This is a genomic window from Tropicimonas aquimaris (genome assembly GCF_042676185.1).
Lineage (GTDB): Bacteria > Pseudomonadota > Alphaproteobacteria > Rhodobacterales > Rhodobacteraceae > Tropicimonas > Tropicimonas aquimaris.
Window position 1 is genome coordinate 1 of the sequence record NZ_JBHTJT010000017.1, and the last position, 17,726, is coordinate 17,726.

Annotated in this window: 14 protein-coding genes and 1 pseudogene; 7 read left to right on the top strand and 8 right to left on the bottom strand. The window is 61.4% G+C overall.

Annotated elements, in window-relative coordinates:
* Positions 1-681 precede the first annotated feature (681 nt).
* Positions 682-1,845, bottom strand: a complete 1,164-nt coding sequence (locus ACFQ2S_RS11660; protein ID WP_386074630.1) for a glycosyltransferase family 4 protein — start codon at positions 1,843-1,845, stop codon at positions 682-684.
* Positions 1,846-1,879: 34 nt separating this feature from the next.
* Positions 1,880-2,890, bottom strand: coding sequence for a glycosyltransferase family 2 protein (locus tag ACFQ2S_RS11665; RefSeq protein WP_386074632.1), 1,011 nt, complete (start codon positions 2,888-2,890; stop codon positions 1,880-1,882).
* Positions 2,891-3,912: 1,022 nt separating this feature from the next.
* Here ACFQ2S_RS11665 and ACFQ2S_RS11670 point away from each other — a divergent pair.
* Both ACFQ2S_RS11670 and ACFQ2S_RS11675 read left to right on the top strand, forming a co-directional pair.
* Complete coding sequence (locus ACFQ2S_RS11670; RefSeq protein ID WP_386074634.1) at positions 3,913-4,539, top strand: hypothetical protein; 627 nt, start codon at positions 3,913-3,915, stop codon at positions 4,537-4,539.
* Positions 4,540-4,586: 47 nt separating this feature from the next.
* Entirely contained in the window at positions 4,587-4,802 is a 216-nt protein-coding gene (locus ACFQ2S_RS11675) for a hypothetical protein (RefSeq protein WP_386074635.1), read from the top strand.
* A 469-nt stretch (positions 4,803-5,271) separates the two neighbouring features.
* Here the strand turns inward: ACFQ2S_RS11675 and ACFQ2S_RS11680 are convergent, their stop codons facing one another.
* The 3 genes from ACFQ2S_RS11680 to ACFQ2S_RS11690 all read right to left on the bottom strand — a co-directional run bounded on the left by ACFQ2S_RS11680 (position 5,272) and on the right by ACFQ2S_RS11690 (position 7,096).
* Positions 5,272-5,682, bottom strand: coding sequence for a hypothetical protein (locus ACFQ2S_RS11680; RefSeq protein ID WP_386074637.1), 411 nt, complete (start codon positions 5,680-5,682; stop codon positions 5,272-5,274).
* Positions 5,683-5,746: 64 nt separating this feature from the next.
* Complete coding sequence (locus tag ACFQ2S_RS11685) at positions 5,747-6,772, bottom strand: serine hydrolase domain-containing protein (RefSeq protein ID WP_386074639.1); 1,026 nt, start codon at positions 6,770-6,772, stop codon at positions 5,747-5,749.
* A gap of 66 nt (positions 6,773-6,838) precedes the next feature.
* On the bottom strand, positions 6,839-7,096 hold the full coding sequence (locus tag ACFQ2S_RS11690) for a hypothetical protein (protein ID WP_386074641.1): 258 nt from the start codon (positions 7,094-7,096) through the stop codon (positions 6,839-6,841).
* Positions 7,097-7,235: 139 nt separating this feature from the next.
* Here ACFQ2S_RS11690 and ACFQ2S_RS11695 point away from each other — a divergent pair, with 139 nt between their 5' ends.
* Positions 7,236-7,574 carry an integrase core domain-containing protein gene (locus ACFQ2S_RS11695; protein ID WP_386074643.1) on the top strand — a complete coding sequence of 113 codons (339 nt, stop codon included), beginning with the start codon at positions 7,236-7,238 and terminating at the stop codon, positions 7,572-7,574.
* A 35-nt stretch (positions 7,575-7,609) separates the two neighbouring features.
* Here ACFQ2S_RS11695 and ACFQ2S_RS11700 read toward each other — a convergent pair whose 3' ends face one another.
* Positions 7,610-8,335 carry a response regulator gene (locus ACFQ2S_RS11700; RefSeq protein WP_386074645.1) on the bottom strand — a complete coding sequence of 242 codons (726 nt, stop codon included), beginning with the start codon at positions 8,333-8,335 and terminating at the stop codon, positions 7,610-7,612.
* Positions 8,336-8,484: 149 nt separating this feature from the next.
* On the opposite strand from ACFQ2S_RS11700, the gene ACFQ2S_RS11705 reads away from it, so the two are divergent.
* From ACFQ2S_RS11705 to ACFQ2S_RS11720, 4 genes are all read left to right on the top strand, one after another.
* On the top strand, positions 8,485-9,657 hold the full coding sequence (locus ACFQ2S_RS11705) for a NapC/NirT family cytochrome c (protein WP_386074646.1): 1,173 nt from the start codon (positions 8,485-8,487) through the stop codon (positions 9,655-9,657).
* Between the two features lie 281 nt (positions 9,658-9,938).
* Positions 9,939-12,398: a trimethylamine-N-oxide reductase TorA gene (gene torA / locus ACFQ2S_RS11710; RefSeq protein WP_386074648.1), complete on the top strand. Its 2,460-nt coding sequence runs from the start codon at positions 9,939-9,941 to the stop codon at positions 12,396-12,398.
* A gap of 147 nt (positions 12,399-12,545) precedes the next feature.
* Positions 12,546-13,136 carry a hypothetical protein gene (locus ACFQ2S_RS11715; protein ID WP_386074650.1) on the top strand — a complete coding sequence of 197 codons (591 nt, stop codon included), beginning with the start codon at positions 12,546-12,548 and terminating at the stop codon, positions 13,134-13,136.
* 2 nt (positions 13,137-13,138) lie between these two features.
* Positions 13,139-15,508 (top strand): ATP-binding protein, encoded by a 2,370-nt coding sequence (locus tag ACFQ2S_RS11720; protein ID WP_386074652.1) that lies wholly within the window; start codon positions 13,139-13,141, stop codon positions 15,506-15,508.
* Positions 15,509-15,729: 221 nt separating this feature from the next.
* Here ACFQ2S_RS11720 and ACFQ2S_RS24815 read toward each other — a convergent pair.
* Positions 15,730-15,854 (bottom strand): annotated as a pseudogene (locus tag ACFQ2S_RS24815) (IS6 family transposase); the annotation flags it as partial.
* 254 nt (positions 15,855-16,108) lie between these two features.
* Positions 16,109-17,674: an inorganic phosphate transporter gene (locus ACFQ2S_RS11725; protein WP_386074653.1), complete on the bottom strand. Its 1,566-nt coding sequence runs from the start codon at positions 17,672-17,674 to the stop codon at positions 16,109-16,111.
* Between the last annotated feature and the right edge of the window lie 52 nt (positions 17,675-17,726).

Genomic DNA, 17,726 nt, shown 5'->3' on the forward strand with positions numbered 1-17,726 from the left:
AATGACAGTTCGTAGCGCCCGCGAAAGCACCCGGCCGCGGTTGTACGCGGCAATCACGATGTCGACTTTCGGCGGAATCTCAGCCTGGTGAGTGCCTGTCATCGCCGGCCTTCCTAATCACAAATGACGAACGTCGAGCATGCCGAAAAAGCCTTTATCGGCAAGGGTAACAGGGCGCAGTCGCGGCCGCGAGCAAGACCTGAGACATCATCCGTTAGCATTCATAAAGACCGCTGAAGAGACGATCCGTTTTCGGTGCGCTCCGGGTTCATGTCCCGCTGTCTCTACGCGATGCCGCAAACCCGCCGAACCGGTTTGGCAAACGGAGTGGCGCGGTCCTCCTGCCGAGGGTTTTCCCTGCAGATCTGGCGGTTCGGCTCATGGCGATCCTTCCCATCGACCCCGCCCGCCGCGCCGGTTCCAGCCTTCGCCGGGTGCTGCACGGGGCGTAGCACCTTGACGGGTCTGCCCCGGTCGCGCCGGAACAATCCAGAGCACCCTGTGCGGCATCTGACCGGTGACATGCCATGAACTGCGCCAGAAGGTTTTCTGCCGGCGCCGCTCGCCCGTGCCGGGGCCGTGTTCGTGTTCCTGGTGAACGCTCCGTCCGGAGCTTTGCTGACCAAGATCGACCGGGTCTGCGCCCTCCGGCGCATTGAGAAACTGACGCAGGAACGGCCATCAACCACCTGCAATCCCGTCGAAAATGCCCTGACACGTTCTGGCGGCGGCCTGCCAGTTCATCGTCCCGAGCACCTTGTCGCGCGCATTGGCGCCAAGTCGTTCGGCATTCTCCGGGTCGTTCACGAGGCGCAGAATGTACTGGGCAAACGCTTCGGTGTCCCCGTTCTCTGCAACCAGGCCGTTGGCTTCGTGCTCAATCACCTTTGCAGATCCCCGATAGGCGACAACAGGCATCCCCGCTGCCATGTAGTTCAGCAGCTTCTGAGGAATTCCGTCGCAAACCGAACGCGGAAGCACGGCGATCGCTCCGCGGGCGAGGCGGTCGGGCAGATCTTGGAAGGTGTCGGGTTCCACGTCGATGGAGCCACGAATGCCAAGCGCTTCGGCCTGTCGCCCCAGGCTGTCGAAATCGCCGTTCGTGTAGACCTTGAGTCTCAGCTGAGGACAGGTCTCGCGCGCGATCGAGAACGAGGTGAGAAGATCGCCGAACCCTTGATACCGAGACAGGGTGCCTGTGTAGACGAGCGTGTCGGGTTCCACCTCATCGCGCAAGATGGGCGCAAATTCGTCGACCTCAACGCCATTCATGGCAACGGTGACCTTGTCCGGGTCGAAACCATGGCGCTCCACAAGCGCGGTCCGGATGTCTTCGGTGACGGTGACCACATGATCGGCCCGGGACGGCAATGCGCGGTCCATGAACGCGCCAAATCGGCACGAGGCGGCTTTCATCGGGCCCGATTGGTACGTCGGCAACTCACTGGCGAGCATCGTGTGGGCATCATAGACGATTGGGACCATACGTCGGCCGCGCGCTGCGAGGGCCACCAGCAAACCTTCGAAGTGATGGGCATAGATCAAATCCGGATGGCGCGCCAGCAGACGGCGTTTCAGAAGCCTGACCATCGCCGGATCGTAGCGCATCAGCTTTGCGACCGTCGGCCCCGGCGCAATCGTGCCGGGTTTCAGTTCTCCGAACACCCGGTGGATCGGAAACGCCATCGGATACTCGTCCTGGCCGATGTGGTATGTCACGAGCTCCACATCGTTGCCCAGGTCCTGGAACGCTTCCGTCAGCCGTTCGACCCGGATCGGCGTTCCTCTGCGCGCTGGAAAGGGACACGCTGCGACGACGGTTATTCTGAAACAGCGGTCCGCCATGGGCTCCTCCGAAGCAGCGATCCTTCAAGCCCGGTCAACTTGCCCGCCGCTTCGTAAAATGACCGGATGCAGCTTCGAAAAGCCGACCCTTCGCATTTTCAGCGAACGTGGAAAACCCGAGGATGACATTGGAAACTCCATCCACAGCCACCCGCAGCGAGTTCCAGTTGACGAACCAACACTGCTTCAGCACCCGGTTGCATCGGCTGCGTTCATCGGCCGTGAGCGATTCCTCCTGAGCCACGATTGCCTGATACTTGCGGTAGAGAATTAGAGACGGCACCTCGAACCGGCGTCCCTGATCGCCGTCGTGCCAGGTATACCGGGCCTGCACGGAGATATACTGTCGCGTGTGGCGTTTGGGATTCTCGCGCAACTCCACCAACGGCTCCTGCAAATGCGCGAGACCACCCCGCAGTGCCATTTGGGCGAGAAAGGCCCGGTCTGCGCCGTGGAATGTGCCATGCAGCAGCGAGTTCTCCATTGCGTCTCGCCGGACAAGGCCGAAGAGATCGACACAGGAATGGGATTTCAGCACGATCGCGGCGAAACGGTCCGATGGGCGGGCGTAATCGGCCACGGCGAGGATACCGTCGTGCTGATCGAAGACAGCCCCCGCTGCGTGGATGTAGTCCACTCGGCTGTTGCACAGAACCACTTTGGGGCTGTCGTCCAGTACCTTTGTCGTCCGCTTCAGATATTCCGGTTTCATCCGATCATCATGGGTGAGCCACTTGAAGTATCGGCCGCAGCCTTCAGCCCAGACACGATTGTAGTTCCTTGCGGCCCCGATGTTCGTCTCATTCCGGAGATAGGCGACCCGGCGGTACGAGGCCGCCAGATACCTGACAATCTCGGCCGTCCGGTCTGTCGAGGCGTTGTCGCACACCAGAACCTCGAGGTCATCGACGGTCCCGCGCAACGCAGACCCTATCGCTTCCACGAGGTAGTTCTCTCCGTTGCAGACCGGAACCCCTACCGTCGCGGCCGGCGACGCATCTCGCGTTATCGTCGGCTCGCCAAGATACTCGTCACAGAGTCTCATCTTCTCGCTACCTCTGCGATGAGGTAATTACCCAGCGAAGCGTCTGGACGCTCGCGCGACACAGGCACTCTGCTCACGCCCGATGTCCATTGGTTCCGATTCGGCTGCGTGTTGCAACGCTTTCGGCTGTTTCGGTGCCTTCTTCCCATGCAAGTCCACTCCACCAAAACATGCTTTCTGGCGAGCTTGGCCCGAAGCCAGCCCAGGATCCTTCCGCCGGGCAACAGTCCGACGAGAAGAGCTTTGACGCAGTAGATTGTTCCCCCGAGCAGGAAGCCGAGCCAGCACTCGCCTGTCGCCTCGGAAAGTTCATGCATCGCCCCCGGAGCCCCTGCTGATCCCGACGGGCAATCGTCACACGCGAGTCCAACCGGCCTATGGCGTTCCATTTGTCGGACTTCCAATCCTGCTGTCGAGGTCCGAGTTCGAGATGCGGGGAGGTTCCGGGAGCGTCTGTGCGACGTTAGCGATCAATGGATCGCGGTCGAAACTCCACGCCCAGGCAATCCGCATGGAGGCGCTTCTCCCGGATGAACTGCACGCCGGCGCCGGATTGCTTGAGCGGCCGAGCGCCGAACGCAGCTGGACGGAGCTGATAACGGAGATAGTCGTGGACTCGTCGGTCAGGCAAACGGTCGATCCTCGGTTGTCGGGAGTGCCGGGTCGGTCATGTGCCGACCCAGTGAAATCCTGCTCATGCTACAAGGAGTAAAACGTAGCGATGAGTGGACCATTGGACGACAGCATCAAGCTTTGGACGGCAGCGTTTTGCCGAGCAGCCGTCCGAAACGCTGTCGCGGAAAATAGCTTGAATCTTTCGCGGGGATTTCGAAAATTGGATGATGGGTTCGCAAATTGGCTTGCCAGCCAAATCTGGCTTCGACATCCTCTTAACGAGACACATGACGCAGGGCACTTAGGAAACATCGTTCCGTTCCGGCCCCCCGTGCCCCATCGAAAAAACGGACACTTTGGCACGACCATCCTGCCGGAACCCAATCGCTGAGAAGGAGGCACCTAGCATGAAGCTTCTCAAGCCAGCACTGTTTTCGGCCGCTCTGGCCATGCCGTCCCTGGTTTACGCAATGTCGGAGGCATCGGATGCCTGTATCGACGCCCTGCGCGCCACCGGGACTCCTGACGCCCAGGGTGGGGAGGTGCTGAGTTCCTCCTATTCCGAAGCCGGCACGCTTGTCATGCTCCGCGATCTAGGGGGCAGCGAGTACAAGTGCATCGTCTGGTCCGACGGACGGGTCGGTGAGTTGACCCTTGTCAATGCAATGGACGATGGCAAAGGCGCGATGGCGGGGAACAAGGCGCCGGTTCACGGGAGCTCCACCAAGACGCACAGGGTGCAATTCGCCAGGGGGACCAGCGGCGCAACCTATGACGGCACGCTCACGCCCGGCAGCACGGTGCGTTACGTCCTGGGCGCTGCAAACGGCCAGTTCCTCGACGTGAACATCCGCCATCATAACGGTCGCATGTCCTACCAGATCTGGAACCCGGACGGCACCTCCCTGCTCGACATGATCCCCGCCAAGACCCCCTACCGCGGGCAACTCTGGCAATCCGGCGATCATGTCGTGGAATTGATCAACCGCGGCAAGCAGACCGAGAGCTTTACAGTGGAATTCCACGTCAAGTGATGCCGTCGCGAAGCGTCTCCGATGGACCAACACGGACGAGATCCCACATGGTCGGCATGAAAAGCCTTGGCGCGATCATCTGCCTCGCTGCGCTGGCGGGGTGCGTCGACGCCTCCGCCTACAGCGCGAACGAAGCTTTGGGACCGATGGTCGGAAGCGAAGCCGACCTGACGTCGTTTCAGGGCGCGCGCGCAGGTCAGGCCGAGATGGGAATTCAGAAAATGGGCTACGAGACCATCCGCCAGGACGGGCTGACAACCTGATGGTTCAACCCCGACACCGGCGCCTGCGCGCGGATCGTCACGTCCGACGGCCGGTACTCGCAGATCGACATGCTGCCATCAGGGGTCTGCTGACCAGGAAGACGTCAGCCCGCCAGGCGTGCGCCACGGCGCGGCTGGCGGACCGGTCAACACGCCGGAAACACAGGAGAGGACGACATGGGCAAGTTTTTGATCGGCGCGATCATCGGACTCGTGATGGGAGGTCTGGGTGCATTCATGACCATGGGGGCCGCCGTCGGTGCCGGAGCCGGGGCCGGCATTGCGGTGGGTCTTTCCGCCGGACTTTGCTCCACCGTCAAGGCGGCGCAGGAGATGAACTTCATGACCGCCGAGCAGGTCGACCAGGTGTTGACACAGGCCGCCACCTATCTCGGCGAGGGTGAAGGGATACCTGAAGGGACAGAGGTCGTCGGCAGCGCCACTCAATGCGAAGAGACACTCGCGCGGCTTAAAGACGGGCTCCCAGAACGGCCAACAGCAGGATCGCAGTCACCTGGGAAAGCAATGAGGCAACATCCACAGAAAACCACCCGAGACCGGCCAGCACGAAGAAGAGCGTGGGGAAGTTAGCCACGGCCAGCGTCGGGGCGCTGTGTGCCCAGGCCTTTCGCCATGAGATCCGTGTAATCCGTTCTCCGGTATTGAGTGCCTGCGACATCAGTTCGGCAAAGGCCTTCGCCAGCGTGATGGCGAAGACCGATCCGAACAGAACGGCTGCCGTCTCGAACGGGGCCTGTGGATGATGCCCCGCTGCGATCAGGATGCTGAGCACCATGATGGCGCCATAGATGATCCCGAAGGCGGCCCTGTCGAGCCGCTGCCATCCGGTTGCTTCGTGATGATCCGATGTCGCGTCCATGGTTTATGCTACCGACCGGCTGAGTTGAAAGGCGACTGCTGTCTTCGGAGGCATGATACGCAACTCATTCTCGATTCATAAGGAATTTCGCCACGGCTTGGTAGGCGGGAAGCGACGTGGGGTCGATGAAGCCGTTCTGCGCGCGTGGGAACGAAGACAGTCGCACCAGCACCATCTCGGCGGTCGGGTCCACATAGATCGTCTGACCATGCACACCGCGCGCGGCAAACGCGACATGGTCATTGTGGAACACCCACCACTGGCTGGTGTAGCTGCCATTCGGAATGGTCGGGAAGCCGGCGAACTTCGACGGGTCGCCGCCGCCACGAATCCGGCGCACAACCTCCGCCGGGAACAGCCGTTCACCATTGATCTCGCCTTCGTTAAGCATCAGCAGGCCCAAACGGCCGAGATCGCGCAGCCCCGCGGTGACGCCGCCGCCCGCAAAGGGCACACCCTTGCCGTCGACCGTCTGGTAGGCGTCCTGCTCTGCGCCCATTCGGCGCCAGAGCCGTTCGGAGGCGAGCTCCGTCACAGACTTTCCGGAAACCCGGCTGATGATCCAGCCCAGCATGTCCGAGTTGATCGTCTTGTAATGAAAGGCGCCGCCGTGGTTGCCTTCGGCCTCGACCTGCTGGAGGTATTCCCAATAGCCGTCGGGCCCGTCATAGCCCTCGGGCTTGGGCAGCGGGCTCGCGGCCCGGCTGTAGAGCCAGATGTCGGCGTTCGGATCGGAATAGTCCTCGGAGTACCTGACGCCGGTGGTCATATCCATGACCTGCCGAACGGTCGCGGTGGCAAACGCACTATCGCCGATCTCGGGGATGATGTCGCGCACCAGCCGCGTGTCATCGAGCGCGCCTTCTACGACCAGGATCTCGGCAAGCAGGCCCGTGATCGACTTCGTCATCGACATGATCGCGTGCTTTCCGTCTTCCTCAAGGCATCCGAAGTAGCGTTCGTAGACCACTTCCCCCTTGTGCAGGATCTGCATTCCGTCCGTGTAGTTGGCATGGAGCGACTGCTCCCAGGTCATTTCCCGGTCGCTGTCCATCGGCAGGAACGTCAGGGCGTCGATCTGGCGGCCCACATCTGCAAACTCGGCCGGAGCGAGATACGGGAGGGGGGCGGCATCGTCGAGGCCGCGACTGATTTCCTACGTGGGCAGGAACTCCCGCAAGTGGCACACCGACCATCGGAGCTTCGGAAAGCTGAAGTAGTTGGAATCCGGTTGCGTAATCAGTTTGTCCGGCGACGGCGGAAAACCTTGCATCCAACCCATCACTCGGGGATCGGAATCCTCTGCGGAAAGGAATGACGGCTGGGCATTCGCGGCTCCAAGAGACACCGCGATCAGGAGCGCGCCGAAGCCTACCCTGATCGTTTCATTTCGCAACCTATCCGAAAATTCCATGTGTGCCCCCTCCCATGCATGGCCTATCTGCTTGCCGACACCACAGGATAGACCTTCGGTGCTGTTCCTCAAGTGAAGATCCCACGGAGCAAGCCGTCTGACGCGGCTGACGCTGGCGGCACTGAACGTGGCAATCACGATGCGCGAACCGCCGCCCGGCTGCGTGCGCCACGGCGACCGTGAATCGCAATATTCTGCCGAGAAGTACCGCGATCGCCTTTGCGAGGCGAAACTTGTCGGCTCCATAGGACGGCGCGGCACCCCCTGCGACCATGCATCGATGGAGAGGGTGATGAAGACGCTGAAGGTCGCATGCGTCTATCCGCTGGCGTTCGAGACCGCCGAGGATGTCGCGAAACAGTTCCCGATCTTCATTGAAAAGTACGACGCCAAGCGCCCTCTCTCGTCGCTTGGCTCTCTCAGCCCCGATCAGTATGAAACGCAATCCACCCGGCCTCCGGTCAATGACGTCGCCTGATCACGTCAGGCCCAAGGGGCCTGCTCCATGCTGGATCAACCCGGTTTGCCACTCGCCCGGTCAAGGAACACATACCCGATGCCGTGGACCGTGATTATCAGTTCCGGGTTTTTCGGGTCGCGCTCGATCTTCTTGCGCAACCGTCCGACAAGGACATCGATCGTCCGATCGAACGGATCTCTTTCCCGACCGCTCAGCGCGTCGAGCAGTGCGTCGCGCTGCATCACCCGGCCGCGATGGCGAAGTAGCGCGAGAAGCAGTTCGAACTCGCCGCGCGTCAGGTGCACATTGCTGCCATCGGGTGCGGTCAACCGGCGTGAAGCTGGTGTCAGGGCCCAGCCCTCAAATCGGAGGACCTGATCTGAACTGTCCCGGGCCGGCTGCACGCTGCGCGCGACACGGCGCAGGATATTGTTGGCACGGGCCAGAAGTTCGCGAGGATTGTACGGCTTGTCGAGGTAATCGTCGGCGCCGATCTCGAGCGCGACAATCTTGTCGATGTCTTCGGTCTTTGAGCTGATGACGATGACGGGAATATCGGAGGTCCGACGCAACTCCCGCAGGAGGCTCAGGCCGTCCCGGCCTGGAAGTCTGATGTCGAGGCAGAGCAGATCCACGTTGGCCTTGCGCAGGGCGACGTCCATTTCGTCGCCATTGCTTGCCCGAAGAACCCGGAACCCCTCGACCTCGAAGTAGCTGGCCATCAGCTCGAGACTGGTCAGGTCATCTTCGACAATAAGCACGCGCTTTGGCGCATCCATCCACAACCCTCCCTCGTTCACAACCCGTTTACAATTTTCTACAGCCCGTTCAAATATGGAAAACAGCGGATTTACAGCGATCCTCTATCCAGTCCTCGACGTAAGCGCAGACGGACGTGCCGTCGCACTGTCTTCGGGAGAATTGCGGTATGAGACGGATCTGGAACTGGCTGAGGACACCTTCAGGGTTCCTTTCGAGCGGTTTCCTTCTCTTGATCGGCGGGTTCGTTGCGGCGGTCCTTCTGGTCGGTGGGCATGCCGCGATCAAATCAACCGAAACAACGGAGTTCTGTGTATCCTGCCACGATCTCGCGCCAGCATATGAGGAATACAAGCTCTCCCTGCACTATTCCAACGCGTCTGGCGTTCAGGCCGGCTGCCCGGATTGCCACGTTCCCGAGCCATTCGTGCCCTGGGTTGTCGACCACTACAAGGCGCTCGGCGAGGCGTACAGTTCCTGGACCGGCAAGATCGACACGCCGGAGAAATACGAGGAACACCGGCTCGAGATGGCCGAACGTGTCTGGGGCGAGATGAAGGCGAGCGACTCGCGAGAATGCCGGTCGTGCCATGTCGATCATGCGATGGATTTCGCGAAACAATCTCCCGAAGCCGCCAAGACGATGCAGGCGGGATTCGCCAATGGTGACACCTGCATCGACTGCCACAAGGGCATCGCCCACAAGCTGCCGGACATGTCGCAAGGCTACAAGAAGACCTTCGAGGACCTGACGGCGAAAGCAATGGACCAGGGGGCGGAAGCCCAGGAACTCTACGTGCTGCAGACCAAACCGTACTTCGGCAGCGCCGACACCGTTAAGTCCGGTGAAGACTCGATCGGTCAGATCCTCGCCGCTACGCATCTGGAAGTGCTGGAACGCGAGGGCGATGCTCTGAAGGTCCGGATCGACGGCTGGCAGCAGGACGGCGTGGACAAGGTCATATATGAACTGCGTGGACAACGGATCTTCACCGCGACCGCAAAGGCCGGCGCCGCCGAACAGATCGAACGTCACGCGACCGAGACCGACCCGGATACCGATCTGGTCTGGCACCAGGTCAGCCTGGATGCCTGGGTGGACAAGACCGATCTGCTCGACAATATCGAAGACCTCTGGGCCTACGGCGCGGAAATGAACAACGCCAGCTGCGGGATCTGCCACTCTGCCGTGCCGCCCGAGCACCTGCTGGCCAACCAGTGGATCGGCACGCTGAAGGCGATGGAACGGTTCATCGCGCTGGACAAGGAACAATACCGGTTCCTGCAGAAATACCTGCAGATGCATGCCAGCGACACCGGCGGCGCGGGCGCCAGCCACTGACCGCCCCGTAGGCGAAGCACACTGAAACAGAGGGACCGAGCAGCAGTCGGCCGGCGTGCATCCCGCCGGCCGATTTCCTGCTCGGCAGCCCCCAGGGGCCGCGCCGTTTACAACCCGTTCACAGAATTTTACAGCCGGTTCACCGCCTTCCGGAACGCTGTTTACACCCCCGCAATATGCTCCTCGCGTGCGCGCGGCTGTGGAGTCGAACCACAAGGCTTCCCTGGCGACGAACCCAGGGCCGCGCGGGAGAAACATACCGTACAAGCGGAGGGCGGATCATGTCCGGACACCATCGAACAGAAATCTCGAGACGCGGCGTTCTGAAGGGCGCGACGGCGCTCGGCGCGCTCGGGCTGCTGGCCCCGTCGGCCTGGGTGAACCCGGCCCGGGCCGCGATTGCCGATGGCGAGGTTCTGACAGGCTCGCACTGGGGTGCATTCTACGCCAAGGTCGAAGGCGGCAAATGGGTGGACGTGCGTCCCTGGGAAGGCGACCCGCACCCGTCGCACCAGCTTCCGGGCATCATGGATTCGGTCATGTCGCCCACGCGGATCCAGTACCCGATGGTCCGCCGCGCCTTCCTTGAAGAAGGTCCGGGCGCGAAGCCTGAAACCCGCGGCATGAACGACTTCGTGCGCGTGACCTGGGACGAGGCGCTCGAACTGGTCACCGGCGAGCTGAAGCGCGTCTCCGACACCTACGGGCCCACCGGGATTTTCGGCGGTTCGTATGGCTGGAAAAGCTCCGGCAAGCTTCACAACTGCCAGAGCCTGCTGCGGCGTATGCTGAACGTGGGCCTGAACGGCGCCTTCGTGAACTCGTCGGGCGACTACTCCACCGGCGCCAGCCAGATCATCATGCCGCATGTCATGGGCACGCTGGAAGTCTACGAACAGCAGACGGTGTGGCCGGTGGTCGTGGAGTCCACCGATCTGCTCGTCTTCTGGGGAGCGGACCCGGTACGCACCAACCAGATCGGATGGACCGTCGCCGACCACGACGGCTACATCGGCCTGGAGGAGTTCAAGAAGACCGGCAAGAAGGTCATTTGCATCGACCCGTGGCGGTCGCACACCGCGAAGTTCTTCGACGCCGAGTGGATCCCGATCCGGCCGCATACCGACGTGGCAATGATGCTCGGCATCGCGCATACGCTCTACACCGAGGAGCTTCATGACGCTGACTTCCTCGACGAATACACCACCGGTTTCGACAAGTTCCTGCCCTACCTGCTGGGCGAGACGGACGACACGCCGAAGACGGCCGAATGGGCCGCCGAGATCTGCGAGGTACCGGCCGAGAAGATCAAGGAACTGGCGCGCCTCTTCCAGTCGAACCGCACGATGCTCAGCTCCGGCTGGTCGATCCAGCGGCAGCACCACGGCGAGCAGTCGCACTGGATGCTGGTCACGCTCGCCTCGATGCTTGGCCAGATCGGCCTGCCGGGTGGCGGCTTCGGCCTCTCCTACCACTACGCCAACGGCGGCGCGCCCTCAGCCAACTCGATCGTGCTTCCTGGCATCTCCGATGGCGGCGCGGCGGTCGAAGGCGCGGCATGGCTCACCGAAGCCGGTGCCGCCTCCATTCCGGTGTCGCGCGTTGCCGAAATGATCCTGAACCCCGGCAAGGAGTTCAACTTCAACGGCAAGACCCAGACCTTCCCCGATGTGAAGATGGTCTACTGGGTCGGCGGCAACCCGTTTGCACACCACCCCAGCACCCAGGAGCTCATCGAGGGCTGGAAGCGGCTGGAAACCGTCGTCGTGCAGGACTTCCAATGGACGCCGACCGCGCGCATGGCCGACATCGTCCTGCCCGCGACCTCGGCCTACGAGCGCAACGACATCGAAAATGTCGGCGACTACTCGGCCCGCGCCATCGTGGCGATGAAGCAGGTCATCGAGCCGATGTACGAAGCCCGCAACGACTTCGACATTTTCGCGGATCTCTCCGAGAAGCTCGGCGCACGCGACAAGTTCACGGAAGGCAAGGACGAGATGGCCTGGATCAAGGGCTTCTACGAGTCCGCTGCCGAGCAGGCACCGGCACGCGGTATCGAGGTGCCCGGGTTCGACGCGTTCTGGGAGGCCGGGATCGTCGAGTTCGAGATCCCCGAGGAGAACAAGCAGTTCGTGCGCTATTCGGACTTCCGCGAGGATCCGCTGCTCGAACCGCTCGGCACGCCCTCCGGCCTGATCGAGATCTACTCGAGGAACATCGAGAAGATGGGCTATGACGATTGCCCGCCGCACCCGATGTGGCTGGAACCGATCGAAAGGCTCGGGAACGGGTCGAAATTCCCGTTCCACCTCGATACCGCCCACCCGAACTCGCGCCTGCACTCGCAGCTTTGCGGCACGAAACTGCGCGACACCTACTCGGTCGCGGGGCGTGAACCCTGCCTGATCAACCCGGCGGACGCCGAAGCCCGCGGGATTGTCGACGGTGATATCGTCCGGGTCTTCAACGATCGCGGGGCGATCCTTGCCGGTGCCATCGTCACCGACGAGATCCGGCCGAACGTGATCCGGGTATCGGAAGGCGGCTGGTACAGCCCGGCGGCCGGCAGCGAGGCCGGAACGCTCTGCGAATATGGCGACGTCAACATGCTGACGGTCGGCATGGGCACCTCCAGCCTCGCACAGGGCAACTGCGGCCACACCGCGCTGGTCGATGTCGAGAAGTACACCGGCGAAGCAGGCGACCCGGTGGTCTTCACGACGCCCGCTGAAGGCTGACATGCGCAATCGCGAGGGCCGGGAGCGGCCCTCGCAAACACGGCAAGACGCATGGGCTTCCCTACAAACACGGCAACCTCCCCGGGCTTGGTCGCGCTTCGGCGCGGCCTTGCCTCGTTCGCGCTCGGCGTCCTGGCAGGCGCAACCATGGCCCTGGCCGACCCTCTCTTTCTCTCTTCGTCCGCCGCGTTGTCGGCGGCCCCCTCGGGTCAGAGTTCGACTCTCGCCACCGTTTCGGTTGCCGCCAGAGTGGAGCGATTGGAGACCCTCGACGGGTTTCACAGGGTTGCGCTGGAAGGCTGGGCGCGCGCCGGGGCGTCCCGTGTGCTCTTTGCCCTGCCCGGCAAGAGGATCCTCGTGGCCAGCATCGCGAAGGACCAGGTCGACACGCTCGAACAGACGGGTGAGCTCGTCGATGCGGACACCGGGATCACCTGGAACCGGATGCGCATCGAAGGCTGGATACCCGAAGCGGTGGCGGAACCGCAGATAGACCCGATCTGGTCCGCGGCCTGGACCCTCTTTGCCGAGCGCTGTACGGCGTGCCATCAGCGTCGTGTTCCCGACCACTACACGGCCAACCAGTGGCGCAGCCTGATCAAGGTCATGGGACCCCGAACCGGGCTGCCCGAGGAGGAGCAGATGCTCATTCTGGCCTTCCTCCAGCACCATGCCAGCGATACCATCGTCCTACGTCCGAACACCCGCACCGGCGCGGTCATCGCCCCCGGGAGGTAATCATGCACAGACTTGAGGCCTTGATCCTGGAGAACGAGGACTGGCTGGTCGACCGCGTAGTCTACTACGCCGTCGCCGAAGGGTTCTCCGAGTACACGTCGACCTTGCGGGAAGCCTGGCGAGCATCGATCTGCGGTCTCTCCTCCCCGATCCTCGAAGCGATCGCCGCTGCCGGCGACACGTCGAACTCCCAGACCGGTTTCGGAAAAGCCCGCGAGTCCATCGTGGCCTTCGGAGTGGATCAGGCGCTCAAGCATCGCGCCCGCGGCATTCAACTGACAGACTTCCTCGGCCTGCTGAAGTACTATCGACGGGCGTATCTCGATCTGATCGATGAGCATTCGATGCCGGATTCCGATGCCCGGCGCCTGCGCGGCTGGATTCTGGATTTCTTCGATCAGATGGAAATCGGCCTGTGCGGCGAATGGATCTCGGCCTCCGATGTCCAACGCCTGCGCGACCTTCAGAACCGGGCCAAGAGCCTGACCAACGAGAAAAACAAGTACCTGACGATCTTCGAGAGCATCCGGGAACCGGTTATCCTGCTGGACGCAAACCATCATCCCACCCATCTCAATCACGCGGCCCACCTGCTGTTCTGCGGCGAGGTCACCCCGGGCGCATCCTATTACGGCGCCTCGAACAGCCCGCTCCTGAATACACAGATCACATCGATGCTCGAAGGCTCCCCGGACGGCGGCCATGACGCGGTGATCAAGACCCTTTCCGGGCCGCGGGAGTTCAACGTCAACACCCAGAAGATGCTTGATGTCAGCCACAAGTTCGACGGAACAGTCATCATCCTGAACGATGTTTCGGAGTACAAACGCGCCTTGCGCCGCGCAGAAGCTGCCGACCAGGCCAAATCGACGTTCCTTGCTGCGATGAGTCACGAGATCCGAACCCCGATCGCCGGAGTACTCGGGCTGGCGCGACTTCTGAGGGACACCGAGCTCACGTCGGAGCAGTCTCGTCATGTCGATGGCATTCTCTCCTCGGGGGAACTGCTGGCCGGAGTGGTCAGTGACATTCTCGATTTCTCGCAGGCAGAGATCGGTGGGCGGACTCCGTTGCCGAAGAATTTCGATGTCGCTGGCCTGGTGAGCCAGGTTCTTTTGGTTGTGGAGCGGGCGGCATCCGAAAAGGGTCTCAAATTGGTTACGCAGATCAACCCAGACCTGCCGCAACAGCTGCGCGGCGATACGTCCATGATACGGCAGGTACTGCTCAACCTCGCCCATAACGCTGTGAAGTTCACCGACACGGGTGAGATCACCGTCCGGGTCGCGCCGCTGCAACGGGCGGGTGGTCCCGATCTCGTCCGCTTCGAAGTCATCGACACAGGCATCGGCCTCCCGAACGGCCCTAAAGCCTGGTTGTTCGATCCCTTTACACAGCATGATCGTGGGGGCGCTTCGCTGAAGGGCGGTGTCGGTCTTGGCCTTGCGATCTGCAAGAAGATCGTTGCCTCGCTCGGAGGCGAGATCCGGTGTTGCGCCAACCGCCCAAGCGGAAGTGTGTTCCAGGTGGATCTGCCGCTGCAGGCGGCCATTTCGGTTGTCGAGGAGGTCTCACCACAATCACAGGTCGCGCGGGCACGGGTCCTTGTCGTGGATGACGACATGGCCAATCGGGCAGTGGCCGAAGGGTACCTCGAAAAGCTGGGCCATTTCGCAACCTCTGTTCCCTCTGCATCGGAAGCCCTTGAAAGGCTCAATTCGGAACCGTTCGACCTCGTTCTTAGCGACAACCGGATGCCGGACGTTACAGGACTTGAACTCTTGACCCGGATCCGTGCGCTGCCGGCAGACCGCAATGCCACGGTTCCCGTCGTCATCGTCACAGCCTCGGTTGGTGATGTGAAAGCGACAGGACCTGGGGCGGCGGAACCGGACGGGGTGCTTGGCAAGCCGTATGACATAGCAGACCTGTCGCACGTCCTCCGGAGCCTGTTGCCAGAACCGAGCCCGTCACATTTGCATGAAATGGCTGCCGATCCGATGACCGCGCCCCAAGAGGACAGGGAACTCGCCATCTTTCGCCAGCACATGTCCTGCCTCGGTCCGGAGCGCACTCGGAGAATTATCGAGGCTTTCACTCATTCCACTCCGATCCACATGGCGAACTTGCACGACTGCGTTTCCACAGGTGACTGGCGGGGAGTTTCTTCAGCCGCGCACGCTCTTGCAGGGGCCGCGGGAGTTCTTGGATTGGAGGAAATTTCGCAATGCGCGCGCAAAATCGAAGCAAGAGCAGAAGTTGGCGACAAGACCCTTTCTCCGGACGACGTTTTCAGTCTGGAGCATAAAGTCGATGATGCTCGACGCAGGCTGCTTGAACTGTCTGCAAATATGGAGTTGGGCCAATCCTGACGTTTGTGGAAAGGTAACTTCACTCGCCGGGGGGTGCCAGACGAATTCGAACTCGTCTTCGAATGGGCAATGAGCCTGCCCCTTATGCGGTGCCGGGTAGACACCACTCGGCGAGAGCGGCGGCGCGGGTCTTCTTGATATTTGCCCTCGAGTAGAAGCTGCGCTCCGAGTTGAAATGGTTGGCGGAGCTGGGCGGCGAACACCGGACAGAAGCGCTGTCACCAGAAACGGACGGACTCGTGGCTGACATCGATGCCGCGCGTGCAGCAAGTCCTCGGTGTTCCGGAGCGACTTCGGGAAAGGTACCGACATCTGTGGACGCGCTGCGGATGATCTCGAGGCTGATCCGGAAATACTTGGTTGGATCGTCGTCCGTTTTCCCGCGAAGCTACGAGGCGACCCCGCCCCGTTCCACTGGACTCGTTCTTACACGGCCGACATTCCCCACTGTCTTTCAACTCGGATTACAGCGTCGCTCGGCGATTGCGGCAACACACCAATTGCACATTCGCCCATCACTTGCGCGACGAGTATCCAATCGCCAATCGACTCTGCCGCAAGGGAAACGGTGCCGAGGCCTGCTGTCGCCACTCCAAACGCCTAAGGCAACATCATGCCGCGGATCATGAAGAAGAACATCGCTGCCATCCCTCCGGCCACAGGGACCGTGATGACCCAAGCCGCAGCGATACGCAGCAACAGCGAGCGCTTGACCAGTTCGATGCGGTGAACTCTGCCAAGGCCGCGACGTTCTCGCTTCGCGAGAAGCTTGGAACCGGGCGCCAGTTGCTTCATCTCCCGCAGCATCTTGCCCTTGGTCTCGACGTCCGCTGCCTCGAATTTGGCAAGGTAAGCATCGACTGCCTCCTGGTCGTGCTCAGCGTGGTGGTCGCGAATGTCCTGCAGAGTCCGCGCATAGCTCGACTTGATGTATTCTCGCAGGAACCCGACGCCGAACACCCCACCAACGGCGATATGCGTTGAACTGACCGGCAAACCGAGTTGCGAGGCAAGGATGACGGTGATCGCGGCTGCCATCGCAATGCAAAATGCTCGCATCTTGTCGAGTTCGGTGATCTCGCTGCCGACGGTGCGGATCAGCTTGGGGCCATAAAGTGCCAGTCCCAACGAGATGCCGACGGCGCCAATGGCCATGACCCAAATTGGGATCGACGCCTTTTCAGCAACTTCGCCACCGGTGATCGCCTCGCTGATACCCGCAAGCGGGCCCACGGCGTTGGCGACATCGTTGGCTCCATGCGCAAAGCTCAACAGCGCGGCGGCGAATATCAGAGGAATGGTGAAGAGCTCATTGACGCTTGATTTTTGGTTCTCGAGCGCCTTGGTCATGTTCGCAATGTACGGACGCATGATCAGGAATACGACAAGTGCGGCCCCTAAGCCGATCACGACCGCCACCGGAAAATCGACCTTGACCAGCTTCTTCACGCCCTTGAGCATCAGGTAGGTTCCGAAGGCCCATGCCATAAGCGAAACCAGAATGGGCACCATCCGGTTGGCTGCGCCAAGTACGTCGGACTTGTAGGTGATCGTTCGTTTGATCAGATAAAGGAAGCCCGCGGCAATGAAGCCGCCGAGAACCGGCGATATTACCCAACTCGCAGCAATCATGCCGACTTGATTCCAGTCTGCGATACCCCAACCGCTGGCAGCGATTCCGGCGCCAAGGACACCGCCGACAATGCTGTGCGTGGTAGATACTGGCGCGCCCACAGCAGTTGCGAAGTTGAGCCATACCGCCGCTGCAAGAAGTGCGGCGATCATCAGCCAGATAAACGTGTCACGGTCGGCCACCATATCCGGATCGATAATTCCGTTCTTGATCGTTCCAACCACATCGCCACCAGCAATCAGCGCACCGCCAGCCTCGAAACTCGCAGCGATAATGATCGCGCCGGACAGAGTGATCGCATGACTGCCGACTGCGGGGCCGACGTTGTTGGCAACATCGTTCGCACCGATATTCATCGCCATGTAGCCGCCGATCATTGCGGCAATCACCAGCAATATGCCGTCGATACCGCCGTCTGTCCGGACAATGGTAAAAAGCATGATCCCGATGATGAAAATCAGCGCTGTCCCAAAACGAAACAGCTCACCTCGGTTGATCTGTATTGCGGATTCGACGCGTTCTGTCCGTAGCAAAGCCCCACCCCCCACCCGCGAGCCCGCGGCCGATCTATTTTGAGCAAGCTAA